The 26,425-nt window shown below is 52.9% G+C and carries 25 protein-coding genes; 11 read left to right on the top strand and 14 right to left on the bottom strand.

The features are described from left to right. Positions 1–63 precede the first annotated feature (63 nt). The 8 genes from ACW44H_RS01275 to ACW44H_RS01240 form a co-directional block, all read right to left on the bottom strand. The gene (locus ACW44H_RS01275) at positions 64–1,593 is read right to left on the bottom strand and encodes an ABC transporter substrate-binding protein (RefSeq protein WP_457506304.1); all 1,530 of its coding nucleotides are present in this window, start codon (positions 1,591–1,593) and stop codon (positions 64–66) included. Positions 1,594–1,643: 50 nt separating this feature from the next. After that, positions 1,644–3,500, bottom strand: coding sequence for an ABC transporter ATP-binding protein (locus tag ACW44H_RS01270; protein ID WP_457506302.1), 1,857 nt, complete (start codon positions 3,498–3,500; stop codon positions 1,644–1,646). 264 nt (positions 3,501–3,764) lie between these two features. Continuing rightward, positions 3,765–4,115, bottom strand: a complete 351-nt coding sequence (locus ACW44H_RS01265; RefSeq protein ID WP_457506300.1) for a hypothetical protein — start codon at positions 4,113–4,115, stop codon at positions 3,765–3,767. Positions 4,116–4,178: 63 nt separating this feature from the next. Further along, entirely contained in the window at positions 4,179–5,252 is a 1,074-nt protein-coding gene (locus ACW44H_RS01260; protein WP_457506298.1) for a histone deacetylase family protein, read from the bottom strand. Between the two features lie 42 nt (positions 5,253–5,294). Continuing rightward, entirely contained in the window at positions 5,295–5,594 is a 300-nt protein-coding gene (locus ACW44H_RS01255; protein WP_113269796.1) for a GIY-YIG nuclease family protein, read from the bottom strand. Further along, positions 5,591–9,079 (bottom strand): EAL domain-containing protein, encoded by a 3,489-nt coding sequence (locus ACW44H_RS01250; RefSeq protein ID WP_457506295.1) that lies wholly within the window; start codon positions 9,077–9,079, stop codon positions 5,591–5,593. The genes ACW44H_RS01255 and ACW44H_RS01250 overlap by 4 nt, the downstream gene beginning before the upstream one ends. A 36-nt stretch (positions 9,080–9,115) precedes the next feature. Beyond that, the gene (locus tag ACW44H_RS01245) at positions 9,116–10,093 is read right to left on the bottom strand and encodes a tripartite tricarboxylate transporter substrate binding protein (RefSeq protein ID WP_457506293.1); all 978 of its coding nucleotides are present in this window, start codon (positions 10,091–10,093) and stop codon (positions 9,116–9,118) included. 94 nt (positions 10,094–10,187) lie between these two features. Continuing rightward, positions 10,188–10,661: a YchJ family protein gene (locus tag ACW44H_RS01240; RefSeq protein WP_457506291.1), complete on the bottom strand. Its 474-nt coding sequence runs from the start codon at positions 10,659–10,661 to the stop codon at positions 10,188–10,190. A 187-nt stretch (positions 10,662–10,848) separates the two neighbouring features. Between ACW44H_RS01240 and ACW44H_RS01235 the strand changes: the two genes are divergently transcribed. Continuing rightward, on the top strand, positions 10,849–11,160 hold the full coding sequence (locus tag ACW44H_RS01235; RefSeq protein ID WP_064235036.1) for a hypothetical protein: 312 nt from the start codon (positions 10,849–10,851) through the stop codon (positions 11,158–11,160). Between the two features lie 77 nt (positions 11,161–11,237). On the opposite strand, the gene argE is transcribed toward ACW44H_RS01235, so the two are convergent. Next, positions 11,238–12,401, bottom strand: a complete 1,164-nt coding sequence (gene argE, locus ACW44H_RS01230; RefSeq protein ID WP_457506288.1) for an acetylornithine deacetylase — start codon at positions 12,399–12,401, stop codon at positions 11,238–11,240. Positions 12,402–12,605: 204 nt separating this feature from the next. Between argE and ugpB the strand changes: the two genes are divergently transcribed. The 4 genes from ugpB to ACW44H_RS01210 all read left to right on the top strand — a co-directional run bounded on the left by ugpB (position 12,606) and on the right by ACW44H_RS01210 (position 16,880). Beyond that, on the top strand, positions 12,606–13,931 hold the full coding sequence (ugpB, locus tag ACW44H_RS01225) for a sn-glycerol-3-phosphate ABC transporter substrate-binding protein UgpB (protein ID WP_457506286.1): 1,326 nt from the start codon (positions 12,606–12,608) through the stop codon (positions 13,929–13,931). 98 nt (positions 13,932–14,029) lie between these two features. Further along, on the top strand, positions 14,030–14,914 hold the full coding sequence (gene ugpA, locus ACW44H_RS01220; RefSeq protein ID WP_447045289.1) for a sn-glycerol-3-phosphate ABC transporter permease UgpA: 885 nt from the start codon (positions 14,030–14,032) through the stop codon (positions 14,912–14,914). A 63-nt stretch (positions 14,915–14,977) separates the two neighbouring features. Then, the gene (gene ugpE / locus ACW44H_RS01215; protein WP_457506284.1) at positions 14,978–15,820 is read left to right on the top strand and encodes a sn-glycerol-3-phosphate ABC transporter permease UgpE; all 843 of its coding nucleotides are present in this window, start codon (positions 14,978–14,980) and stop codon (positions 15,818–15,820) included. Between the two features lies 1 nt (position 15,821). After that, positions 15,822–16,880 carry a sn-glycerol-3-phosphate import ATP-binding protein UgpC gene (locus ACW44H_RS01210; protein ID WP_457506282.1) on the top strand — a complete coding sequence of 353 codons (1,059 nt, stop codon included), beginning with the start codon at positions 15,822–15,824 and terminating at the stop codon, positions 16,878–16,880. A gap of 62 nt (positions 16,881–16,942) precedes the next feature. Here the strand turns inward: ACW44H_RS01210 and ACW44H_RS01205 are convergent, their stop codons facing one another. From ACW44H_RS01205 to fdhD, 3 genes are all read right to left on the bottom strand, one after another. Next, on the bottom strand, positions 16,943–17,392 hold the full coding sequence (locus ACW44H_RS01205) for a DUF305 domain-containing protein (protein WP_457506280.1): 450 nt from the start codon (positions 17,390–17,392) through the stop codon (positions 16,943–16,945). Between the two features lie 51 nt (positions 17,393–17,443). Then, the gene (locus ACW44H_RS01200) at positions 17,444–18,109 is read right to left on the bottom strand and encodes an SDR family oxidoreductase (RefSeq protein ID WP_457506278.1); all 666 of its coding nucleotides are present in this window, start codon (positions 18,107–18,109) and stop codon (positions 17,444–17,446) included. A gap of 111 nt (positions 18,110–18,220) precedes the next feature. Continuing rightward, the gene (gene fdhD / locus ACW44H_RS01195; RefSeq protein ID WP_457506276.1) at positions 18,221–19,087 is read right to left on the bottom strand and encodes a formate dehydrogenase accessory sulfurtransferase FdhD; all 867 of its coding nucleotides are present in this window, start codon (positions 19,085–19,087) and stop codon (positions 18,221–18,223) included. Between the two features lie 280 nt (positions 19,088–19,367). Here fdhD and ACW44H_RS01190 point away from each other — a divergent pair, with 280 nt between their 5' ends. The 6 genes from ACW44H_RS01190 (at position 19,368) to ACW44H_RS01165 (ending at position 23,820) form a co-directional block, all read left to right on the top strand. Continuing rightward, positions 19,368–20,531, top strand: coding sequence for a glycosyltransferase family 4 protein (locus ACW44H_RS01190; RefSeq protein ID WP_457506274.1), 1,164 nt, complete (start codon positions 19,368–19,370; stop codon positions 20,529–20,531). Further along, on the top strand, positions 20,494–21,033 hold the full coding sequence (locus ACW44H_RS01185; protein ID WP_457506272.1) for a phosphatase PAP2 family protein: 540 nt from the start codon (positions 20,494–20,496) through the stop codon (positions 21,031–21,033). The genes ACW44H_RS01190 and ACW44H_RS01185 overlap by 38 nt, the downstream gene beginning before the upstream one ends. A 999-nt stretch (positions 21,034–22,032) precedes the next feature. After that, positions 22,033–22,164, top strand: a complete 132-nt coding sequence (locus tag ACW44H_RS01180) for an entericidin A/B family lipoprotein (protein ID WP_113269809.1) — start codon at positions 22,033–22,035, stop codon at positions 22,162–22,164. A gap of 4 nt (positions 22,165–22,168) precedes the next feature. Then, positions 22,169–22,708: a YqiA/YcfP family alpha/beta fold hydrolase gene (locus tag ACW44H_RS01175; protein ID WP_457506270.1), complete on the top strand. Its 540-nt coding sequence runs from the start codon at positions 22,169–22,171 to the stop codon at positions 22,706–22,708. A 76-nt stretch (positions 22,709–22,784) separates the two neighbouring features. After that, the gene (locus tag ACW44H_RS01170; protein ID WP_457506268.1) at positions 22,785–22,958 is read left to right on the top strand and encodes a DUF6435 family protein; all 174 of its coding nucleotides are present in this window, start codon (positions 22,785–22,787) and stop codon (positions 22,956–22,958) included. A 73-nt stretch (positions 22,959–23,031) separates the two neighbouring features. Continuing rightward, entirely contained in the window at positions 23,032–23,820 is a 789-nt protein-coding gene (locus tag ACW44H_RS01165; RefSeq protein WP_457506267.1) for a ChaN family lipoprotein, read from the top strand. Between the two features lie 3 nt (positions 23,821–23,823). On the opposite strand, the gene ntrC is transcribed toward ACW44H_RS01165, so the two are convergent. Further along, entirely contained in the window at positions 23,824–25,251 is a 1,428-nt protein-coding gene (gene ntrC / locus ACW44H_RS01160) for a nitrogen regulation protein NR(I) (protein WP_457506265.1), read from the bottom strand. After that, positions 25,248–26,306: a nitrogen regulation protein NR(II) gene (gene glnL / locus ACW44H_RS01155; RefSeq protein ID WP_457506263.1), complete on the bottom strand. Its 1,059-nt coding sequence runs from the start codon at positions 26,304–26,306 to the stop codon at positions 25,248–25,250. Before glnL ends, ntrC begins: the two co-directional genes overlap by 4 nt. Between the last annotated feature and the right edge of the window lie 119 nt (positions 26,307–26,425).

Here is a 26,425-nt window from a genome sequence, read left to right as displayed (position 1 = left end):
GCTTTTGTGAAGTGTCAGTGTGAAGGACCGACCACCCTTTCAAGTGGCCGGATGGCGTTACGTTTATTCACTAACGTCCACGTCGGTTAAACGCATACGGTTATCAGGGGCGGGCTCAAAATTCTCCACCCGGTCACTGACACCGTAGAGGGCATTGATGCTATAGAGCGGCATTTCCAAAGCGCGATCCTGGGTATACTGCGCAATCGCCTGGAGTAGCGTTTCACGCTCTTCCTGGTCGGTAATGCTGCGCTGGGCTTCGAGCATTTCATCTAACTCAGCGTCGCTGTCATAAGGATTCCAGCGTTCGCCAGTGTGGTACATCAGGTAAGCGGTATTGTCGAAGTCAAAGGTCCAACCGCCCCATTTCTGCTGGAACATCTCACCAGTGCGGCCTGCAGGAATAATGTCGTTAAGTAGCACATTGGTTTCATATGGCTGGATCGACGCGGTAATACCCACCCCTTGAAGATACGACGCTACCACCTGGGCCACCTCACCAAAGGTTGCGTCGTTACCGCGCACATCAATCTGTACCGTTGCGCCTTGCTCTACGCCCGCTTCATCCAGCAATTCGCGTGCCTGCTGCGGATCATACGGCAGGGGCTCCATATCAGGGTCGTTACCGAAGGACTGAGCGCCCTGGAAGCTGGCAATCATTTCGCCCTCGCCAGCCAGGATGGCGTCGATAATCGCCTGACGATCCACGGCCATGATCATGGCTTTACGCACGCGTTCGTCGGCGGTAATACCTGATTGGGTGTTGAAGCGTATCGCTTCCACGGTCGGCGAAGGCACACTGACGATGCTGGCCCCGTCGTGGTTATTGATCGTATCGATCATACCGATAGGAATCGTCGGCGGAATGACGATATCGACCCGCCCAGCCTGCAGTTCAGCCACGGCGGTGGAGGGCTCGGAGATAAAGCGGTAAGTCACTTCGTCAAGTTTCGGCGCGCCGCCCCAGTGATCGGCAAAGGCCTCAAGCTGAACGTCTTCACGGGGATTATATTCCACTACTTTAAACGGCCCGGTGCCTACCGGATGGGTATTGAAATGGTCGTCGCCATGCTCGGCCAGGTATTCTGGAGGTACGATCATTGCGCCGTAACCCGCTAGCTTGGTGAGCAGCACTGGGTCGGGTTCATTGAGATGGAAGTCGACGGTGTAGTCATCGATCACTTCCACGCTTTCAATCGCCGTATAGTTGGAACGCTGTGGCCCCTGACCGCCTTCCTCGCCTAATAAGCGATCAAAGGTGAACTTTACCGCTTCAGCATTGAAGGGTTCGCCATTATGGAAGGTAACGCCTTCACGTAGAGTGAAACGGATACGGGTACCATCATCCAGCTCTTCCCATTCGGTTGCCAAGCCAGGCACCAGCTCTAAATCAGGGCCTCGATAGGTCAATCCATCGAAAATATTGGTGGCGACCGAGGCCCAATTCACCAAAAAAGTATCGATGGGATCCCAGCTACCGGGATCTTGCGGCGAAGCAATCGTCAATGAACCAGCTTGTGCAGAGGCAGAGAAGGCAACGCTCAGTGCCATACCGGCGATTGCGCCATTGAGAACGCGTTTGTTTTTCTTCATGGGAGTACTCCTGTTGTTGTCTCAAAGTTTTCTTATCATCAGGAAACTGACTATGACGCCAAACGCTCGGCGCTGCCTACTTCCTGGGCAACGAAATGACCGGTAGCCACCTGCACTAATGGCAAATGTTCTGGCTCATCACCCACCTTACGGATGGGACTAAGAATATCGCCCTGCAGCAATGTACGCTCCCGCCTCTGCGCAGGGTCGGCCACTGGTACAGCGCTCAAGAGCTTGCGGGTATAGGAGTGCTGAGGCGAATCAAACACCGCTCGGCGCTCGCCTAGCTCGACAACTTGACCCAGGTGTAATACCGCCACGCGATGGCTCATTTTTTCCACCACGGCCATATCGTGGCTAATGAACAAATAGGCCAAGCCTTCGTCTTGCTGTAGCTCCATGAGCAAATGAATGATCTGCGCTTGAATAGACACATCGAGGGCGGATAGCGCTTCATCTGCAATGATCAACTTAGGCTTGGAAGCTAAGGCGCGGGCAATACAAATTCGTTGGCGCTGGCCGCCGGAAAATTCATGAGGATAGCGCTCTGCCTGGTCAGCGCTCAAACCAACTCTTTCCAGTAACTGGTTAACGCGTTGACGTATCGCTTTAGTACCGTGCAATAAACCGTGCGTAAGGATGGGTTCGGCTATCGAAAAGCCCACGGTTTTGCGGGGGTCCAAAGAGGCAAACGGGTCTTGAAAAATGTACTGCACTTCTTGGCGCAGGCGCATTTTTTCTGCCCGGGACATATCGGCTACGGCCTTGCCACCAAAGCGTATCGTACCGCTGGTGCTTTCTTGTAACTGTTGTATGGTGCGCCCGATGGTCGATTTTCCAGAACCAGACTCACCGACCAATGCCAGGGTTTCACCGGGAAAAATGGTAAAGCTGACATTTTCCACCGCGTGTACACGATGGCTGACACCGCCCAAAAAGCCTTTCCGAATATCAAAACGCGTAACTAGGTTTTCCACTGCCACTACAGGAACGGTATCAGTGCGGGCGGTATCCTGCTTAAGGCTTTCTCCACGCGTTAGAGCAATATCCCCCTCTAATTCGACCAGCGGATCCATGCGGGGCAGGTCTTCGCCCCGCATGCTACCCAGCTTGGGAACCGCCGCTAGCAGGGCTTGTGTGTAGGGATGCTGAGGTTGGGCGAATATCTCTTCCACCGACGCTTCCTCAACTTTTTCACCATGGCGCATGACCACTACCTGGTCGGCCATTTCCGCCACCACCCCCATATCGTGAGTGATAAAGATGACGGCCATCCCTAGCTCCTGCTGCAGGTCGCGCATGATGGTAAGAATTTGCGCTTGGATAGTAACGTCCAATGCAGTGGTCGGTTCGTCTGCTACCAATACCTTGGGTCGACAGGCCAGCGCCATCGCTATCATCACCCGTTGACGCATGCCGCCGGATAGCTGATGAGGGTAGCGTTTCAACATTGCTTCAGCATCGGACAAGCGCACCAGCTTAAGCAGTTTTACCGCCTCAGCACGTGCTGATGTCTTGGTATGGTTTTCATGCAGCATCAGCACTTCGGTAATTTGATCACCGATGGTATAGACGGGATTTAGAGAGGTCATCGGCTCCTGAAAGATCATGGCGATATCCTTACCACGTATCTTACGCATCGCCTTATCGGAGAGTTGGGTAAGGTCTTGTGGCTGAGAACCATTGGCGTCACGGTGAAACATTATCGTACCGCTGGTAATCTCAGCGTTCATGTATTCCACCAAGCGCATAATAGCCAGTGAAGTCACTGATTTACCGGAGCCAGACTCACCGACAATGGCCGTTGTTTTGCCAGGATAAACATCAAAACTCAGGTTTCTGACAACGCGATTAGAGCCGAAATTGACGCTCAGCGAGCGAACCGATAGCGTGGGTGGTGTCGTCACAATTTGTTATACCCCTTCCCCTTGGATAGCGAACAGGCTCAGCGCTTTTCTTAAACATTAGTCGTGTATTGCAAGTCACTTCAAACTACTTACCCTGACAAACGTTTGTCAACTTATCCTTTTTAAGTATTTGCTAACTAAATTATCGTTAAGAACGCCTCTGACACACGCCAGTTTTACCTGGCACTAAATTTACATGACATAAAAAAACTCCCGAGCGGGAGTTTTTGGCACTTTCAATTAATTTATATCGTCAAACTTAACTTACCCCACCCGGTGCTGCTTAAGCACAGCAAGGCTGCGATCTTCTTCACTTAATGCTTCTTCGCTTTGCAATTGAGTGGGCGCTTGGCGTGTGCCGACCAGTACGTACCACTCCGCCTCGGAGAGGAAGGTTTGGCACCAGCGGCCCAGGGCGGCGGCGCTCTCTTCGCGGCTAACTTCACCGCAGCGGTAGTCGTTTGCTAAGTGGAGGAGATCTTGACGAGCGGTACGCGCACGGGCAGTGCCACCGTGTACTTTTGCCAGGGGACAGCGTCGGTCATAGGAGGCGTTGGTTAACGCATTAAGCCAACGCTCTAGTTCATGTGCCTGAATTCCACCATACACTGCCACGCTTTAGCTCCCTGCCCCGTTGAAAGGGCATTAGCCTGCCCGATTTACGGGCTGCTGTCACGGTTAACCTTTACCCTTGTTTAGATGCAATTCCAGGCCTTTTTCTCGGGCCTGTTCAAAACCTTGTAACACATTGACTACATTGACACCGATTGCATCCACCGCATAGCCCCCTTCCATTAAAAACACGCTAGGCAGCCCTACTTGAGCTAAGCGCTCACCTAATACGGTGAAATCTGCGCTGGTAAAGGTGAAGGCGCTTATGGGGTCACCTTCGAAGATATCGACCCCTAGCGATACGATTAAACAGTCGCAATTAACTGCTTTAATCTGCGCTAATGCCTGATCAAGTGTCGCCAACCAGGTAGCGACACTGGTGCCCGGCGGCAGGGGGTAATTGAAATTAAACCCCTCACCCTTGCCTTCGCCACCCTCATCAGCGTAGCCCAAATAGTAGGGAAAGGTTACCTCGGGATCGCCGTGTAATGAGACGAACAGGACATCGTCACGACCATAGAAAATCTGCTGAGTCCCGTTGCCATGGTGGAAGTCGACATCAAGAATAGCCACTCTGCGCTTACCAGCATCTAAAGCGCGTTGGGCGGCAACTGCGGCATTATTAAAAAAGCAGTACCCGCCGAATTGATCAAACGCGGCATGGTGGCCTGGGGGTCGACACAGGCCAAAGCTGGGCTCGCCAGTTTTTAACGTATGCTCTAGCGCGCCTAACGCTACATCTTTGCTCGCCATGGCGGCTTCAAAAGTGCCTTCTGAAATCGACGTTTCCGCCGCCAATGCGTAGTAGCCCAACTGCCCGCTGATAGAGCGCGGAATACGGTCGCCGCGCATCGTTCGCGCTGGCCAAATATTGGGAATCGCTTCGCCGTTGTGCCCGGCCGCAACCCACTGCTTCCAGCAGTTGGCTAAAAACGTGACGTAGTCAGCATCATGCACCGCCATTACCGGTTCGAGCCCATAGGCTTTTGGAGCGCAAATATCACCAAGCCCGGACTGGCGAAGTTGCTTGAGCACCAAATCGAGACGTTCAGGGCACTCAAACGGGGTAACCAACGCACCGTCATGCAACTCCGTACGCGCTTGGCGTAAGCGGCTCTCTTCTGAGTAGAATGTCAGCATGCTGGCTCCTTGATCTCAACCCACCGCGTTAGCGGGTAATAGTTACGTTGGCTCTAACTGATAAGGCCTCTGCTTGGCCCAGCGACGTTTCTGGCTCGCTGTCTGTTGCTTTAATTGATATTCAGCTCGGCTAGCGGCGCTACGGTCTTCAAACGGTTCAGCTCCCAACAACGCAACGGGCGGGTTAGCACGGGTATAGCGCGCGCCTTTGCCCATGCAATGCGCTTGATAGCGCTTTGCGAGATTGTTGGTAATGCCCGTATACGTACCGCGCTGGCACTCAAGCAAATAAACATACCAGCGGTTGGTGTTAGGCTGACTTGTGCCTTGTGCGCTATTCATTCGGTCGTCTCATGGGTAGCAGCCAAGGATGCCACAAAGACTTTCAGCGCGTTAAGGGGCATGGGTTTCGCCAGACCGAAGCCCTGAAAAATATCACATTGATAGTCCATCAGACGACGATGCTGCTCCTCCGTTTCAACCCCTTCTGCTACCACATTTAACCCAAGGTGGTGCGCCATAGAGATAATCCCTTGCACAATAGCCATATCATCGCGGCTATGCGTTATCTCATGAATAAAGCTACGATCTATTTTAACCGTGCTAATGGGCAAATCTTTTAAATAACTTAAACTTGAAAAGCCCGTGCCAAAATCATCAATAGAGACGCCTATTCGCATATCACGCAACGCTTGGAGTGTATCGATCGCCGCTTGCGTATTGTTCATTAAAACACCTTCCGTCAGCTCTAAAGATAGCAATTCCGGCGCCAGCCCGGTGGCCAGCAATGTTTGACGAAGGGTAGCGAGAAAATTGGCACGGTGGAACTGTAATGGCGACAGGTTCACTGCCACACGCACTGGCTCTGAGCCTTGATGAATTAGTGATTGCATATCCAAGCAAGCACGATTAAGTACCCACTCACTTATCGGCATGATTTGGCCGGTGGTTTCCGCGAGTGGAATAAAACGGGCCGGCGAAATCCAGCCCTTGGTAGGATGATGCCAACGTATGAGCGCTTCTACACTCGCCAGTTGGCCAAAACGGTTCAACAAGGGTTGGTAATAAAGCTCAAACTCTTCGCGCTCAATGGCTTCTTGTAGGTCGTTACGCAGCACCATGCGTTCGCTCACCGTATCGGTAAAGGCATGGGTATACCACTCGTAAGCATTACGTCCCTGCTGCTTGGCTTTGTACATCGCCATATCAGCTTGCTGAAGCAGCATTTGCGCCTGCTGCGTGTCTTCTTGACTGAGCGAAATCCCAATACTGGCGGTTAAATACAGTTCTTGGTCATCAATGCAGTAAGGACGTGCTAGCGATGCAAGTATTCGCTTTACTACTTCCAAAATACCCGCGTTATCATCGACAGTCGCCTGCAGAATAACAAACTCATCGCCCCCTAAGCGCGCCACAATATCATCTGATCGAACAGCCGCGGATAACCGTTTAGCCACCTCTTGCAATACTCGGTCACCCACGGCGTGCCCGAGATTATCATTGATAGGTTTGAAGTCATCTAAGTCCACAAACAGCACCGCTATTTGCTTTCCATGCTGCTGAGCAAGCGTAAATTGCTCGACTAGCTTGTCTTCAAAGAGCGCACGATTAGGTAGCCGTGTTAAATCATCGTGACTTGCGTGATAAGCCAATCGTGCTTCGTATGCTTTATGTTTGGAAATATCGTGTTGAACGCCAACAAAATGGGTAACGTGGCCCTCCTGGTCACGTACGGGGGATACATAAAGGTCGTTCCAAAACGGCGTACCGTCTTTACGATAGTTGCACAGTGTGACATGGACATCACGCTGCTCTTCAAGATGGCGACGAATTTGCGCGACGATAGCGGGATCGCTATCACGCCCCTGCAGAAAGCGGCAGTTTTTCCCGATAACGTCTTCCTGTGTATAGCCAGTCATGACGCTAAACGCTCTATTGGCATACACAATTGGCATATCAGGCAGATTTGCGTCAGCAATCAACACGCCGTTAACACTTGCCTCAACACTGCGCTCTAAGGTCCTTAACTGAGTTTGCTGCGCGCGACTGGTGGTGACATCCTGGGCAATGCCATAGATGCCTGCAACGTTGTTATTAATGTTGATAGGCAAGGCGATCAAATCTAACAGGTGCTGTTGCCCGTCACGGTCATAGATAGAGAGTTCAAAGCGTGTAATCTTGCCCTGCATAGCACTTTCAAAGTGCTGACCCACATTCGCTAACTCGTCGGTATTAATAAAGTGTGTAAAGTGCTGTTCTAAAATTTCACTGTTCGTGTAGCCGGTGATGGTAGTGCAGCTCGCATTCGCCGTAACAAAACGACCCTGAGTATCGAGTGAAAATACCGCATCGGGATGATGGATAAAAAGCGAACGATAACGCTGTTCACTGTCGGCGAGTGAGAGCTGCGCTGCTGATAACTCGCGGGTACGCGCAGTACTCATCCCCACCAAGCCCAAGCAAAATGCCAGCAACCAACTGAGCAACAGCCCACCCATGGCAACGGTGACTGGCATAAAGCTCATCATGTACCAGTTATAATGGGCGCCAGGATAGGCAAACAGGGTAAGATTGACGCCGCCCGGCAAGCCTGCACGACGCGATACTAACGCCATGTCAGGGGTTAAAACAGAATCAGCATTAAACCCAGCAGGATGTAGTACAAGTAATGGTTTCTCCCCACGATTCAGACTCACTTGAAAGGGCCCTAACGCCATTCTCAGCTCATTATTGAATAATTCAGCAATATCAAACGTTGCTAGCAATTGTTGGCCGTTGCTGAGCGTTGGAATCGTCAGCAACACCCGCTGGGGCTGTTCCTCCTCAGGAACCATCAGGCGCGGGCGGCCAAGCGGGAACCCCAACCATTCGCTTACGCGTGGCTTGGTTATTTGTTGTTGAAGCCACGCCTGCTCACTCACCATGCGGGCTGTCGACCACAAAGACTGATTCGCTTCATTGATTAGCGCCACAGCCTTTAAGCTTGGCATATCACGAAGATAGTGCTGCGCATCTATTACTAATAAAGCTGTCTCAACGTCCCCTCCTGCTGCTTCCAGGCGCTCAGCCATGCGCTGCATTTGATGCAGGCGAACACGCATCGCCTGCTCGGCATTGAGCTGCACATTATCGAGTAAATAAATGGCCTGCTGCTGGGTGGTCGCATGCTGCTGCATACTCAACAGTAGCCATACGAGACTGCTGACCGCTACGCCGCTCAAAGCCGCTACTGTCGCCCAACGCTCTAAATTAAGACGTTGCGATTGGCGACGTATGCCTAGAGCAATCAAAGCGCTTCCCAACAGCACAGCGAAAACCAAGACAGCGACAGGCGATGATGAGAAAAGCGGGTTGTCTACTTCGACTCCGCTCCATAAGCGGACTATCACGAGACCTGCAAAGAGCCACAGGGCGACCCCAGTGGCCAACCAACTTAAGCGGCGGCGGGGAGTAGCAAACCCTATATATAAGCAGAGTGCTACCGCCATCAACATGACAGCGGCAATTGAGGTAATCCTAAGATGACCGGTTAACCACGAACCTTCCTGCCCGCCCGCCCATTGATTGTGCACAACGGTGTAAACCAGTACCAACATTAACAGGCAAGCACTAAAACGCTGCAACCTTCGCCAATATTGCAACGCTGCCAAAAGTCCCACACCTAATAGCAGTGTTATCAGCGCAGCGTCAGGCACCAACGTCACGGTAAACAAGGGGTACTGAGCACCGATACTAAATAAGAGCCCTGCCACACCCATAAAAAGTAGCGTGGCTGCCACCATTAACAGCAGCGTTTCCAACGCCAAATCACGGGTATTTATCGGCATGTGTAATGAAGCCCCTACTTAGCACGTCACTGATGGCTAACGTTTAAACGCGACGCTTTCCGACAGAGACTGTAACAACGCGTACTGTTGATTGAGGTAGTCGGCATAGCTACTAAGCGGACGGTAATCGATCAGAGAACCATGAACATGCTCGATAGTGTGTGCCAAGGCTGGCTGAGCCAGAGCCTGCTCAAATGCATTCGCCAATATAGCTAATCTTTCTGGAGCAGTCGTCAACGGTACAAAAACGCCCCGGTCAGTCGTATTTACCATTTCGATCCCTTGCTCTTTTAAGGTGGCGACCTCAGGCAAACCGGTTAATCTGGTTTCACCAGCCACACCCAATGGTGTGAGCGCATTGGCGGCGAACAGGCTACCCGCTGAGGGCAAGTTGAGCATCGCAAAATCAATTTCATGGGCGAGCAAGGCTGCCACCTGAGCCCCGGTATCCGGGTAATGCACAAACTCGACTGCCTCTGTAGCAATACCGGTTTGATGAAAAAAATGCAGCCAAAAAAAGTGATCAGTGGATTGAGGAATGACGCCAAACAGCAACGGCTGGGTCTGCTTAGCAACCAGTTCAGGAATGTCACTGGCTCGTAGAATGGGATGGCCTGCATAGGTTGCGGGTATGTTTACTGTTCGTGTTATTAAGGCAACGGGTGCAAAGGCATGATGCGAATAGGCAGATGCCCCTGCGAGGTAAGCTAAATCAATGGTTTGATGACTGCCCAATAGCGTATACCCATCCGCAGCGGCATCTTTAACAACTTGCGAACCGCGCGTGGCAGCACTGCCCGCGATGTTGACGACCTCGATAGGCGTGCCTAAATAGTTTTGTGCTTCAGCGGCTATCGCACGAAACAGCACATCCGTGGCTCCGCCTGGGCCAAACGGCACGACAAGGGTAATGTCGGATGTAGGGAAAGGTTTATCAGCCAGCGTAGTCAGGCTCCAGGCGCATAGCCAGATTCCCAACCACCCTTTAAGCGTACTCCTTGAGCCTTTTCGCAAGTTCTTATTCTCCGACTGCTTTTTTATGCTAATTCCAGTCTTATGCTAATCCCAGCAGAAGACTCAACGCCTCACTTCGCTTAGCGCTGTGCGCCTACTCACCGCAACATACCTTTAATTTACGGCCACTACCACATAAGCATGAGTCATTTCGGCGCGGTTTTAAGCGGGTAAGCGTAGGGGCGCCATCAACGTACCACCAGCGCTGCTGTTCTTTAACGAAGCGAGAGACCTCTTCCAATACATGCCAACCTTTTCGCCCACGCCCACTGTCATAGAAATAGGCACGAAAATGCACCTGGCCGCTGTCCCCAAGCGCTGGCTCTGCGCTCATAATAACCAGTGACTTCCACTCAGTTTGAGGATCAGGTGTAAGTTCTGCAGGCCGTGTGGTGGGATGCCATGTTGCCAATAGATAATCGCAAAGCCCTAACACAAACGCCGAATAGCGAGAGCGCATTAGCGCTTCAGGGGTCGGCGCCACCTCGCCCTGATGATAACGGCCACAACATTTATCAAGCGTTAATTCGCTACCGCAGTGGCAACTTACCTCAGTCGTACGGGTCATAACTTAAGCTCTTTAGCCACGTCTTTTATAGATTAACCGATTCGTCTTATGCGCGTCGCCCGAGGTGTATCACTATTGTTTCGATATTCGCGCTGCGTTAGGTATATAGTGGTGGGGCAACATATTCAGACGATGGAGTACGAATCACGATTGATCATTCTTTCCAAATTTTTTTGGAGGTTCTCCTATGAAGGTCTTTAAACCGGAATGGCAGTGCACGTTTAGCGTAAACGAAGGCGCGGAAGAATCAGCAACTTGGAAAGAGAAAATCGCGTGGCGGCTCAGGGGAGTTGCTGATCGGCTAGAAGGTGGCGGGCGCACGGTTAAAATTGACTACCGAGTGACGCCTGCGGTTAGCCAGCACGAAGTGGATACTTGCTTAGGCAAGGGCTTCGAAGTAACTCAGCGCCTGCTAACGCAGTTAGCCCAACAGCAGGCGTGCGAAGATGTGATGCGCCATGCCAAAGCGGAGTTGTTTGAAGAACACCCTCAGCACTGACTTGGTAGATCAAAAAATCCCACCCCTTTAAACCGGGTGGGATTTTTATTTATCCATAGCTCAGCCATAGTTCAGCGTTAAGCAGGCCTTTCGAGTGCCTTGCCCATTTTAGCTAGAAAATCCTGGCACGCTTCGAGCTGTTCAACATCAATATACTCATCGGGTTGGTGCGCTTGGGCAATACTACCGGGGCCAAGAATAATCGTTTGTAGCCCTTGCCCTTGGAACTGCCCTGCTTCCGTGGCATAAGCCACTGCGTGGTTACAGCAGGCGGCGGGCAAATGGTCTTTGGCTAGGCGCAGCACCTGGTCATTATCGCGGTCGGCCAGCCCCGGCACCGTCACGTTAAGGGGCTCGGTAATGATGTCAACGTGCTTGCCTTTGGCCTGCAGCTCAGCGCTTAACTGTTCACAAAACGCTTCATAGCGCGCGTATATTTCGTCGAAGGTATCTGTTGGCAGGTGGCGAATTTCCCACTCAAACTGGCATTCCCGCGCCATGATATTGATCGCCGTACCGCCTTTGATTTTGCCGACATGTAGGCTGGTATGCGGCACGTTAAACGCTTCATCGACCCGGCCCTCTTCAACTAACGCCGCCATGGTGTCTTCAATAAAAGTGACGAGTCTGGCCGCTACATGGATGGCAGAGGTGCCCTGGTTAACTTGGCTGCTGTGGGCTTCGCGGCCAATTACCGTGGTGCGCAGATTTGTCGCCCCTTTCTGCGCCACCACCGGCTGCATGCTGGTCGGTTCACCGACGATCACATGGGCGGTGCTGGAGTAGCGTTCATAAAAGCGCTTAATGAGGCTTGGCGCGCCGACGCAGCCGATCTCTTCATCGTATGAAAAGCCAAGATAGATAGGCTGCTGCAAAGGTGCTTTCACCCAGGCGGGCACCATGGAAAGAACACAGGCAATAAACCCTTTCATATCGCAAGTGCCGCGCCCATAAAGTCGGCCGTCGTTGCCATCGCGCAGCGTAAAGGGGTCACTGGACCATGGCTGCCCCGCCACCGGCACCACATCGGTATGGCCGGAAAGCATTACCCCGCCCGGCGCATCCGGGCCGATTTTTGCAATCAAATTGGCTTTGGTGCCGCAGGGGCTCATTACCCGCTCGGCGCTAACGCCGACCTCAGCCAAATAGCCTTCAACGTACTCAATTAGCGCTAAATTGGATTCGCTAGAGGTGGTGTCAAAGGCGACTAGTTTTTCGAGCAAGGCGATGGCTTGGGACATTACGCTCTCTTTCTAAAGTGGCTTACCGCTAACCCTACCACTGGCATGGTGCTACGCCTACTCAACCTGTTCAGGCTAAATTTAATTGCGAGTTCATCACGCATTCATCAAAACGTCATCTACACTTTCTATTGTTCAGTGCATCCAAAAAACTTAATAAACGCATTGCACGCCTGATCAAATTCAGGCCCACAAGGAGCTGTCATGTCTCGTTTTACACTGCATGCGCTTGCCGTTGGTGTCGCTACTGCCAGCCTGAGCCTATCTGCCCACGCCGCCACTGACATTAGCTGGTGGCACGCCATGGGCGGTCAACTGGGTGAAATTCTTGAAGGCATCACTGAAGATTTTAACCAATCCCAGGGTGAGTACCGGGTCACGCCCAGCTATCGCGGCACCTATGCCGAAACCATGACCGGAGCCATTGCGGCCTTCCGCGCTAATGAGCAGCCGCACATTCTGCAGGTGTTTGAAGTCGGCACCGGCACCATGATGAACGCCGAAGGCGCCATCTACCCGGTGTATGAGCTGATGGAAGAGCATGGTCGCGCTTTCGATAACGACGCTTTTTTGCCTGCGGTAGTGGGTTATTACACCGACACCAATGGCAACATGCTGTCGTTTCCGTTCAACTCCTCCACGCCGATCATGTATTACAACCGCGACATGTTCGAGGAAGCGGGCCTAGACCCTGAACAACCCCCCGAAACGTGGGAAGAGCTGGCCGAGGCGTCTCGCCAGATCGTCGAATCCGGTGCGGCCAGCTGTGGGTTTACTTCCTCTTGGCCTAGCTGGGTGATGCTGGAAAACTTCTCCGCCATGCATAACTCACCGCTGGGCACGCTGGAAAACGGCTTTGGCGGGCTGGAAACCGAGTTTAATTTCAACAATGAGCTGGTCGCCCGTCACTGGGATAACCTGCACGACTGGCAAGAGGAAGGCGTATACCGCTGGGCTGGCCCCGGTACCGGACCAGACTCCGAGCCAATGTTCTATTCTCAGGATTGCGCCGTTTTCTTTGGTTCTTCAGCCTCCCGCGCCGATGTAGCCGCCAATTCAGACTTTGAAGTAGGCTTCGGCATGCAGCCCTACTACGCCGACGTAGAAGACGCCCCCCAGAACTCAATTATCGGCGGCGCGACACTTTGGACACTGCAAGGCCATAGCGAGGAAGAGTACGAAGCGGTTGCGGCATTTTTTGAGTACCTCTCCCAGCCCGAAGTGCAGGCGCAGTGGCACCAGCAAACCGGCTACTTGCCCATCACCCAAGCCGCTTGGGATTTAAGCAAAGAACAGGGCTACTACGATGAGAACCCTGGTGCGGATATTTCGTTGAAACAGATGACCCTCAACGAGCCAACCGAAAATTCGAAAGGCCTGCGCTTTGGTAACTTCGTACAGATTCGCGACATTATCTCTGAAGAGATGGAAGCCGTGATGACCGGTGGAAAAACCGGGCAGGAAGCGGCGGACGACGCGGTTGAGCGCGGCAATGCGCTACTGCGTGACTTCGAATCCGCCAATCAATAAACAAGCACTCACTTCGCCGCTTGCCCACAGGGTAGGCGGCGCTTTCGTTTATTGATGCTTATGTTTCTTATGTTTGCCCATAATTTGCAGAGTTGCCCATGCAAACTAAACGCATGACCTTTCCGGGGCGTTGGCTGCCTTTCGCCCTGCTGGCACCCCAGGTGATCATTACCCTGATCTTTTTTATCTGGCCGGCGGGCCAGGCGCTGTATCAGTCGTTATTGCGCGAAGATGCCTTTGGGCTGCGTTCAACCTTTGTAGGCCTTGAGAACTTTGCTCGGCTATTCCGTGACGGCAGCTATCTCAATTCACTATCGGTCACGGTGGTGTTTGCGGTGGGCACCACGCTGGTGTCAATGTCAGTGGCGCTATTGCTAGCCAGCACCGTGAACCGGATGATTCGTTCGCGCAGCACCTACACCACGCTGCTGGTGTGGCCCTACGCCATTGCCCCTGCCCTTGCCGGCGTATTGTGGTGGTTTATCTTCAACCCCTCCATCGGCATCGTGCCCTATATGCTGGAAATGCTGGGTTATCAGTGGAACCACCGCAATTCGGGTAGCGATGCCATGCTGCTGGTGATTCTCGCCGCCGCCTGGAAGCAGATCTCCTATAACTTTTTGTTCTTTCTGGCGGGCTTACAATCCATTCCACAATCGCTAATTGAAGCCGCCTCGATTGATGGCGCCAGCCCCATTAAGCGCTTCTGGACAATTATTTTTCCGCTGCTCTCACCCACCACCTTCTTCCTGATGGTGGTCAACGTAGTGTACGCCATGTTCGATACCTTCGGCATTATCCACACCACCACCCAGGGCGGGCCGGCTCAGTCGACCAATATCTTGGTTTATAAGGTCTACGCCGATGGCTTTGTGGGGCTCAACTTAGGCTCTTCAGCGGCTCAGTCGGTAATTCTCATGGTGATTGTGGTGGCACTGACAGTGATTCAATTCCGCTTTATCGAGCGGCGCGTTAATTATTAACAAGCCCATTTAACAGGCCTTGTTGTCGGGCCTTGTGGAAAGAGTGACGGAGAGAGTGACAAAATGGTTGAAAACCGACCCTGGGCCAATTTTTTCGCCCATGCCGTGTTAATTATTGGCGTGGCGCTGGTGATATTCCCGGTTTATATCGCTCTGGTGGCGTCGACACAGGCCCCTGATGAGCTACTGCGCGGCACGATACCGTTACTGCCCGGCAGCCACGGGATTGAAAATTATACGTTGATGTGGAAATCCGGCGTATCGACAGCTAATTCACCGCCCGCCGCCCAGATGCTCTGGAACAGTTTTATCATGGCCATGGCGATCACCGTGGGTAAGCTGTCCATTTCGCTGCTGTCCGCCTTTGCCATTGTCTACTTCCGCTTTCGTTTCCGGATGTTTTTTTTCTGGCTGATATTCGTCACTCTGATGTTACCGGTCGAAGTACGCATTATTCCTACCTTTCAGGTGGTCGCCGATCTCAACATGCTCAATAGCTTTGCCGGGCTGTCGATACCGTTGATTGCCTCGGCCACGGCGACCTTTTTGTTCCGCCAGTTTTTTATGACTATTCCCGAAGAGATGCTGGAAGCCGCGCGGGTAGACGGCGCCGGGCCGATGAAGTTCTTTAAGGACATCTTAATGCCGCTTTCCGTGACCAATATCGCCGCGCTGTTTGTGATCATGTTTATCTACGGTTGGAACCAGTACCTTTGGCCGCTACTGATCACCACCGATCCCGACTACACCACCATTGTGATGGGTATCCAGCGTATGACCTCAGAAGAGAACCCCCAGTGGCACCTAGTAATGGCGGCGGTCGTCATGGCAGCGTTGCCGCCGGTATTGGTGATTCTGTTTATGCAACGCCTATTTGTGAAAGGCCTGACCGAGACGGAGAAATAAGATGGCCAGCATTACCTTGGAAGGGCTGAAAAAAACGTATACCGGCAATGTTCACGCCGTCAAAGGCATCGATTTACAGATCGAGGATGGCGAGTTTGTGGTGCTGGTGGGGCCTTCCGGCTGCGGCAAATCTACCCTGCTGCGCATGGTGGCGGGGCTTGAAACCATTACCGAAGGCACGCTCAAAATCGGCGAGCGGGTGGTGAATAATCTCGAACCCGCCGAGCGTGACATCGCCATGGTGTTCCAAAATTACGCCCTTTACCCGCACATGACGGTGTACAACAACCTCGCCTATGGGCTGAAGAACCGCGGCTTTAATAAAGAGGAGATTGAAAAACGCGTAAGCATTGCCGCCAAAATGCTTGAGATCGAAGAGTTTTTAGAGCGCAAACCGCGCAAGCTTTCCGGCGGCCAGCGCCAGCGGGTAGCCATGGGTCGCGCCTTGGTACGCGACCCCGCCGCGTTTCTGTTTGACGAGCCGCTTTCCAACCTGGATGCCAAACTGCGCGTACAGATGCGGGTAGAGATCAAGCAGCTACAGCGACGCCTTAAAACCACCAGCTTATATGTGACCCACGACCAGCTGGAAGCCATGACCCTGGGCGACCGCTTGGTGGTACTGAACGATGGGCAGATTGAGCAGGTGGGCACGCCCATGGAGATTTACGCCTACCCGGCAACCATGTTCGTCGCCGGTTTTATCGGCTCTCCCGCCATGAATATGCTCCCGGTTGAGTACTTACATGCGCGGGGTGCCAACGGCATACTGGATAACCTGCCAGCGAACACGGATATTGTCGGCATACGCCCGGATGACATGCTCTTAACCCCGCCGGACGAACCAAATCTCATCGTAGAATCAACCCTGGAGCTCTTTGAAGCCGCCGGTGCCGAAAGCCACCTGTATGTACGTCTCGCCGACAGCGACCAGCCCACCGTGATTCGTGTGTCGGGCCAACCACCGGTCGCCGAAGGTGAAACCTTGCGTTTCTACGTGACCCGCAACGCCCTGCATCCTTTCAATAGTGTTACGGGAAAGAGAACTAACACGATCTAGCCGTATCGACTTTGTCCAGGTAGAGCGACTTTACCCCAGTAGAATGGTGCTAATAAACTTTTTTACTCATCCTCAAGGTCCGCTATTAGGGCCTTCATCTCTGCGATTTCTTCCCGTTGCGTCTCGATAATTGTATCGGCAAGTTCGCGTACGCGGGGATCGGATATCTGGGCACGCTCACTGGTCAGAATGGCGATGGAGTGGTGAGGAATCATCGCTTTCATATAAGAAACGTCATCCACCGTCTGCTGGCTACGCACCAGCCACAGCGCTCCGGCAAACACCACGATACTGCCCAGCAAAATGGCCACGTTCACGCCTTTTTTGGAGTACATATCAAGCATGAACCCCAGCATGACTACCGCCATCGTGGCACCCATGACGATAGCCATGTAGGTACGGGTTTCACTGAAAGTGACATGGTCTAGCTGATAAGTGTTCAGATACATCAATCCCAGCATGATCACGGTGGCCGTCACAATCATGGCGCCGAAACGTACATACATTTTCATCGACTTCCTCCTTGAATCAATTATTGGCCGACATTCATGCCCATACTGCCATCACCAGGGAAGTGCTTCGCCATTGCTATGCCAAAACCCACCACTGTTATCCAACGTCAGTGCTTCGATACGCGCAGCAATACCTAAAGCCGCTTCTTGCGGACTAATCAAACCACCAAAATTAACCATGCGTGTTTGCACATAGCCAGGGTGAAGCTGGGCTACCGCTATACCTTTGGGCTTTAAATCCATTGCCAGCGATTTACCAAACGCGTTAAGCGCCGCTTTAGAAGCACGGTAACCATAACGCCCACCTGAGTCGTTATCGGCGATGGAGCCCATTCGGCTGGTAATATTGGCGATTTTGCTGCCTTTTTCGAGATTGGGAAGCAAAGCTTCAGCGACCCGCAACGGTGCATAAGCGTTGATTTCCATCTGCTCGCGAATACTGTCGAAATCAATATCACCCAGCGACTCATCACGTAGCAGTCCGGCATTGTTAATTAACAAAGCGATTGCTTGTCCATTAAGCGCTTTGACTAGCCGGTCGACATCATCAGGCTGAGTAACATCAATGTCCTCAATCACCTGATGGGCCACACGCGCTAATTCTTCAGACGTCTGCCGACAAACGCCGACTACCTGCCAGCCGGCATCAAAGTAGTGCGCTGCCAGCGCCAAACCGACGCCGCGGTTGGCCCCGGTAATAATAACTGTCGATGTCATGTTGGTTGTCCTACTGCCATTACTTGTGGCCCTTGCCATGCTTAAATGATAACCGTGCGGCGATGCCATGTGCGTGAAGTGAAACGTCCTTCCAGACTAAGCTGAACGTGACTAAGCGGGACGCTTGTTCTCTGCCTCATTAGGCAACGCATAAGAGGGACCCAGGATGCGCTCCGCGCCTGAGTAAATATTAAAGCGCCCCTCTCGCAGGAAGCCCACCAACGTTATGCCGAACTCTCTCGCTAGGCGCACCGCGTAACTACTAGGGGCGGAGATAGCACAGACAACCGACACACGCGCCATGATGCATTTCTGAATGAGTTCAAAACTGGCGCGCCCACTTAGCAGGATAATGCGGTCGTCGAGGGGTAGTTGGCCGTTCAATAATGCCCATCCATTTAACTTATCCACCGCATTGTGGCGCCCAACATCCTCTCTTAATGCCAGTAGCTGTCCACTGGCATCAAACAATGCAGCGGCATGTAACCCGCCGGTTTGCTCGAAGAGCTTTTGGTGCTTGTATAGTTCTGCTGGTAAAGACGACAACAGTTGGCGATGTAGTGGCGTCGAAAATGTCAGGGGGTTCAGCCCCTGCATTATCTCCAAGTTCAGCTTTTTCTTGCCGCACACGCCGCAAGCACTGTTGGAGAGCGATGACCGCTCCAGTTGCTCGGCCTTAGTGGCACTAAAGCGTTTTAGCACTACTTGTACAACATTGGGCTGCCCGACGAGATGGTCGATAACCTCAAAATCATCTTTCGTTCGCGCCAGTCCCTCACTCAGCATCAGCCCAGCCGTCAGTTCCCGGTCGTGGCCTGGCGTTCGCATAGTGATAACTGGCTCGGCCCCCGCCAAACGGATTTCTAACGCCTCTTCGATGGCCAACGCGTCTTCTCTTACAGTGATACCTTGGGTATCCAAGGTGAAGATATCCAAATGCATATCACCGTATTCGTGCATGTTCATTGCTACATCCATTGTAAACCCCTTGCCTTAGCCTCTTCCTGAGTCGCTCCCCTTTTTCAACCGATCACCGCTCTGCTCTCTTTGAGGCTAGTTCAGCTTTTACACTCTGCCAATAAGAGGCGTGCGTAAGCGTTCATATACCGTCACCTACCGTTGAGCAAACCGCCCCTCATGCCTGAATGCCGATGGGGTCTACTCACCAGGATGTCATCGCTTATTCATTTGCTTGACTCTGCATTGTCATTCTCTGCGCCCACACTGCCTTTAAACGTGATAAAGGGATGAATCGCTCATGCGACTGTGCATCGTTAGTGAAACATGGTCTCCAGATATCAATGGCGTCGCCCATACGCTGAGCCGGTTAAGCTATGAACTCAACCGCCAAGGAGTGCCGGTTGACGTTATTCGACCCCGCCCCCAAATCGACGCTAGCGCCACTGGGGTTAACCGCGAGTTGCAGGTTCAGCGCTTAGCCTTGCCCGGTTACTCCGATGTACAAGTGGGATTGGTGAAGCCTGCCACCCTGCGCCGCTTTTGGCAGCAACATCGTCCTGCCGTTATCTACCTAGCGACCCAAGGCCCACTTGGCTGGGCGGCTCGTCAAGCGGCCCGACAGCTTAATATTCCGTTGGTGGCTGGCTGGCATACCAACTTTGACCATTATTGCGAAGATTATGGCGTTACGTGGCTAGCTTCGACGGCTCGACGTTACCTGCGCTACTTTCATAACGGCTGTGCACTGACGTTGGTGCCTACCCATCTGCAAGCTAAATCGCTTAAGCAACAAGGCATTCGGGGCGTCCATGTCCTGTCACGTGGGCTGGATGGCGAACGCTTCTCTCCTGCCTATCGCGATACTCAGCTGCGTCAGCGATGGGGGGTTAGCGAGCATCAGCCGGTCGCCCTGTACGTTGGTCGATTAGCAGCGGAAAAAAACCTCACGTTGCTGCACGAGAGTTTCCAAGCGATGCGCGAGGTGCGTCCCGATATCGCTCAGGTGATCGTAGGTGATGGCCCCGGGCGGGCACAGTTAGAGAAGGCGCTACCCGACGCGCATTTCACCGGTTTCGTGGGACAAGAGGCGCTTGCTCGCCACTATGCTAGCGCGGACCTATTTATTTTCCCCTCGCTTTCAGAGACCTGGGGGAATGTGGTCGCAGAAGCCATGGCCAGCGGCTTGGCCGTGGTGGCTTACGACCACGCGGCCAGCGCCGAACTCATTAACAGTGGACACAATGGGATCACTGTACCCGCGGGCAATAGTGCTGCTTTTCAACAGGCAGCGGTAGACCTGTGCCAACATCCGGCTGACTACGCTCGCCTGGGTCGAGTAGCACGTTTACGTGCGCTGGAGCAGAGCTGGATGGGTATTGCCGAGCAGTTTTTGCATTACTTACACCAAGCCCTGGAGGCTCATCATGCGCCCGCGTCCGCTTGTCGTATTCGACCGTCTTGACCTGCTGGAGTGGCAGTTCTGCCAACGTATATCACGGCTATCGATCTATCGCCCCTGGCGTATCACCTTGCAGGCCGCCAGCCGTTTAGGCGATTGGCCTGTTTGGGTGTTGCTTATTCTTGCCCAGCCTTGGCTCCAGCCGAATAGTGCTTGGCGATTGATGCAGTACAGTGTCATCGCGTTGTTTGCTGTTGCCGTTTATCGGCTGGTGAAAACGCGTTTATGCCGTGAACGGCCCTTTATCACCTATAAATTGGGCATTCAGTGCTGCGAACCAGCACGCGATCGTTACAGCTTCCCCAGCGGCCATACCATGCATGCGGTAATGTTCAGTGTGTTAGTGGCCACCCACACCCCTTGGTTACTCCCTATCATTCTGCCGTTAACCCTGCTGATTGCGATCTCCCGAGTCGGCCTGGGGTTGCACTATGTCAGTGATGTACTGGCAGGTGCGGCGATGGGCTATGCCTTTGCTTTGCTCAGCCTTTATTGGATGGGGTAAGTCACCTCTTTAGTCTGCTAAAGCATTAACGAAAAACGCCCGCTTATGCGGGCGCTAATGCTTCTTTTCGATATATTTATATTTTACAGCCAGTCATCTACATGTCGGGCGGCAGGTCTTCACGTTCATCAAGGCGTGCCATAAATGATGTCTTAAACATCATATACACCCCCACACCCGAAAACCCTAAGAACAAAACAAACATGCATAACATCAATGCCATCGCCATAATTTTGTCCCTGATCGTGTGCGGCCGTTACGTTGACGTTTTCTAACCGCTACATTTTGGATTAATTATAGGGATAGTAGTCCAAAACACCGCTTTTATCTGTACGTGAGCCATCTACGCAACAGCAAAGCAAATAGAAAATTTTAAAAGCAGTTTTAAAACAGTGGGTTAAAAAATTTCACGCACGCAAAAAAACCACCTCATTTTTACGAGATGGTCGTTTTGCATCGGTCCACTCCCTTAGGTTGATGAACAGCGCCTCCTTGCGCTGTAACCAGTGAGTGGGCGGAGTGTCCATTAACGTCCTGTTTAACTTTTGGCCTTTTGGCCTTTTGGCCTTTTGGCCTTTTGGCTTCCTGCCTTCCCTTTTACCTATCAGCCCACTCACTCAGTTTCTTCTGATGCTTGCCTCTGTAGCGACTAAAACAACTGGCTAACTAATCCATTAAATTTCTCTGTTGCTAAACAGAACCTGCAGATGCTGAGCCAAGCCGTGCCAATAAAAATAAAAAAACTTAAATAACAATGACTTAAAATAGAACCTGTTACTTCTAAGAGCACCGTTTGGCGGCGCCTTTTATGTATAAAACTGGCACATGCGACATAAGCACGCGATATAAGGGCATATTTCTCTGTTCATGGCCTACAAAACCGTAGCGTTATGTCTCGACAGCGATTATTTTTGTTTTCTGGCCGCTACTTTTCGCGCCAATCCAAGATATCGTAAATATTGTGATCAGTCGTTCTACCCAAAATCTGAGGAGAGCATTATGAAACGCGCTATTGCCCTTGGCATACTCTTAATCACCACGCTTTTGGTGGTCAGCGGCTGTAATACCATTCGTGGGGCTGGTGAAGACATCGAACAGGGTGGAGAAGCTATCCAACGCTCAGCGAGCTAACACCATGATGATTGTTTATCTATCTCATGGCCTAGAGAGCGGGCCAGGCGCGCTTAAAACCCAGGCCATGAAAGGTATTGCCGAAAAGCTGGATGACTGTGAGCCGGTCGTCATGGACTATCGTGGCATGTCACAACCCCAGCAGCGGCTTCAGCATTTACTGAGTGTATTAGCTGAACGCAACGATGACCCTGCCTGTTGTGTGTTGGCAGGCTCTAGCTTGGGGGGCTGGCTGAGCGCGGCAGTAAGCGCTCAGCAGCCGGTACTGGGCTGTTTTTTGCTGGCCCCTGCGCTCGGTTTAGCTGACTACCCGGAAACATCACCTCTTATCCAGGCACAACACACGCATATTATTCACGGTTGGCGGGATGATGTAGTTGCCCCGGGACCGGTGATCGAACGCGCTCGTCTTCAGCGTCTATCGCTGCGGATGGTTGACGACGACCACCGCCTGCACGCGAGCCTAGAGACGATTCTATGTGATTTTGAGCGCTTTTTACGCCAGTGCGCCGCGCCTAATCACTACGATTACAAAGGCAGTTAAAACAAATATTCGACACGAGCACTCTAAAACTATACAAATAGTGTACAAACGAACCTTGTTAGCGAGGAGATTGCTCATGTTAGGCATGTTTAAGCGCGACCCCAAAAAAAAGCTTCAGCAAGCGTATGAGCGCAAACTTCAAGCCGCGATGGAAGCTTCACGCAACGGTGATATGCGCGCCAATGCCACCCTTACTGAAGAAGCAGAAGCACTGCTGGCTGAGATTAAGCGCCTTGAATCAGCGCAGTAACTCTCTGCAAAGGGCATGGCGCATTAGCGCATTAATGGTTTGCTTAGCGATGGGCCTACAGCCCGGTGTGATAATGGCAGCCTGCCCAAGCCCGGGTCAGTGGTGGCAGGAAGATCAGCCGCTAACGACACGCCAGGCACTATCCACCTCGGCCCAGCAGCAAGTTGTGTTGCTAGGCGAACAGCACGATGAAGTATCCCATCACCGCTGGCAGCTGCACACGCTGGCAGGCTTGCATGCGCTTAATGATGAACTGGTGATTGGCTTGGAAATGTTACCGCGTAGCGCTCAGCCCGCCCTTGATGCCTGGATCGCCGGTGAATCAGATGCCGCGACGCTATTATCGCAAACCCGCTGGGATGAGGCATGGGGCTTCGATGCGGCGCTCTATATGCCCATTTTGGAATTTGCCCGTATGGCGCAAGTTCCGCTAATCGCCCTCAATATAGAACCCTCCCTGCGCCATCGACTCGTCAACGATGGCTGGGAGAACGTGCCTGCTGAGGAACGCTATGCCATCCCACCGCCGCAACCTGCCAGCGCCCACTATCGCGCACGGCTGACAGAGGTCTTTAATCAGCATGCCATGGATGACACGCCTGCAGCACTTGAGCGTTTTATTCAGGCACAGTTGACCTGGGATGTCGCCATGGCCCAACGTTTGGCCGAGGCCGCAGAGAGCGGCGCCCTGGCCGTCGGCTTAATGGGTTTGGGCCATGTTACGTATAACGAAGGCGTCGCCTATCAACTAAACGCCTTGGGCATTAACGACACGCTAAGCCTGCTGCCCTGGCAAACGAACCAATGCGAGCTTCCCGCAACCACCTATGCCGACGCGGTCTATATCCTCGCCAACGAGTAGTCTTTATTCATCGGCCAACGCTGGCAGCAGGGTTTTTAGTTTTCGGGTGAGTGTATTACGTCCCCAGCCTAGCAGTTCAGCGGCTTCGCCCTTGCGCCCGCCAGTATGTTTAAGCGCTGTCTCAATCAGAATCCGCTCAAAATCAGGCACCGCTTCTTCCAGTAGATGCGTATGGCCTTCGGCCAGGGCATGATCCGCCCAGTCACGAAACGCCGTGCGCCAGTCACCGTGGGCGCTGCTTTCTGAGGCACTCGGCGAACGCAGCTCCGGTGGCAGGTCCTCAACGAGAATTTCTCGCCCCGACGCCATTACCGTGAGCCAGCGGCAGCTGTTTTCCAACTGCCGAACGTTGCCGGGCCATGGTAAACGCGTTAGGTGGGCCTCCGCTTCGCTGGTTAACACCTTAATATCGGTGGCGAGTTCTTTCGCCGCTTCGGCTAAAAAATGTCGCGTTAAGCGGGGAATGTCTTCGCGCCGTTCAGCAAGCTTGGGCAAATGAATACGAATCACATTCAGCCGATGGAACAAATCCTCCCGAAACCGGCCATCTTCTACCAACACCTCTAGGTTTTGGTGCGTGGCAGCGATGATACGCACGTCTACTTTGACCGGTGTATGCCCGCCGACGCGATAGAATTCACCGTCAGCCAGCACTCGCAGCAGACGCGTTTGAGTTTCCGACGGCATGTCACCGATTTCATCTAAAAACAGCGTGCCGCCATTGGCTTGTTCAAACCGCCCCTGGCGCTGCTGCGCCGCCCCGGTGAAGGCGCCCTTCTCATGGCCAAACAGCTCCGATTCGATCAAGTCGCGGGGAATCGCCGCCATGTTTAACGCAATAAACGGCTTACCCGCGCGCGGGCTATGCTGATGAAGCGCCTGGGCAACGCGCTCCTTCCCCGTACCCGACTCGCCATTAATCAATACGGTGATATGCGAGTGAGAAAGGCGGCCAATGGCACGGAACACCTCCTGCATTGCAGGGGCTTCACCTATAATCTCGGCGTTCAAACCTTCAGGTACAGTGACCGGGCGTTGGCGTTCACGGGCATGTGCGACAGCACGACGTACCAGTGCCAGCGCTTCGTCAACATCGAACGGCTTGGGCAGGTATTCAAAGGCCCCGCCCTGATAAGAAGCAACGGCACTATCTAGATCAGAATGCGCGGTCATCACAATCACCGGCAGGTCGGGGTGTGCTTCCCGCACGCGTGCCATTAAATCCAGACCGTCGATACCGGGCATGCGTATATCGGTCACCAGCACGTCCGGCGGGCTTTCCAATAAGCGTGTCAGTGCCACGTCGGCGCGCTCAATACACTCAACGTCAAGATCGGGTTGCGCCAATGCGCGTTCCAGCACCCAGCGGATAGCGCGGTCATCATCGACAATGACCACCCGCGCAACATCATTACGTGCAGCCTCAGTCATGACGCTTCTCCGGTGAAGTTAATAATCATTGGAATCAGTAAACGAAATTCGGTGTGACCCGCTCGTGAGTCGCATTCAATCAATCCTTGATGTTGGTGCAAAATCGACTGGGCGATAGAAAGCCCAAGGCCACTGCCTTCTGCTCGCCCTGACACCATGGGATAAAACAACGTTTCCTGTAGCGCATCTGGAATGCCGGGACCGTTATCAATGACCGCTACTTCGCTGACTAAACGATGCCGTTCAGCGCCGAGGGTAAATTGACGACGGGCGCGGGTGCGCAGTATTAGGGTAGGCGCCGGCGTTTGCGCATCGCTCATGGCCTGCACGGCGTTGCGCGCGACATTAAGCACCGCTTGAATCATTTGCGATTCATCGCCGGAAAGGTCAGGCAAGCTCGGATCATAATCACGACTGATTTCAACGCTGGGATGCTCGGCAATCAACAGCGACCGCACCCGTTCGAGCACTTTGTGAATATTAACCGGTTCGTGCTTGAGTATTCGGTTAGGGCCGAGCATGGAGTCGACCAGATCGCGCAGACGATCCACCTCTTCCACAATAATATGGGTATATTCGCGCAGCGTCGGGTTGTCTAAATCCCGCTCTAACAGTTGCGCAGCACCGCGAATGCCGCCAAGCGGATTTTTGACTTCATGGGCAAGCCCGCGGGCCAACACCTTGATCGTCTCTTGGCGGGTAGTGAGCGCTTCTTCTCGGGAGATTTGCATTAGCCGGTCCCGCGGCTCAACTTCTAACAGCAGTTCATCGTCAGATAATGGTGTCACCGTATAGTCGACGGTGAGTGGTTCACTATTCAGGGGCGTAATACGCGCTTCGCGCTGAGTATAAGGGTGAAAAGCATCCCGTGCTTTGGCTAACACATCATCAATACTTTCATCACCGCCGAGTAGCGTATCCAGGCTGATCCCGTGAACTCGGCTAAGGCTGACCGCCAATAAAGCTTCAGCGGCAGGGTTCATCCAGCGCACACGCAGCTCGCCGTCTAACAGCAATACCGCCGTGGTGAGATGTTCAAGCAAACGCTGATGCATGGTGGTGTCCTGAGAAATTGCGTCTTCCATCGCGGTGATAGACCTACAGGTGGATGATCAATGTGGGAACTGCAAAAAGCGCGCCAATTATTCCTTTATGCCTAGTTGCACGGCTTGCG

It is taken from the genome of Vreelandella sulfidaeris Esulfide1, from assembly GCF_054072535.1.
The sequence above is the reverse complement of the archived record's forward strand: the minus strand, read 5'-3'. Positions and strand labels throughout refer to the sequence as shown.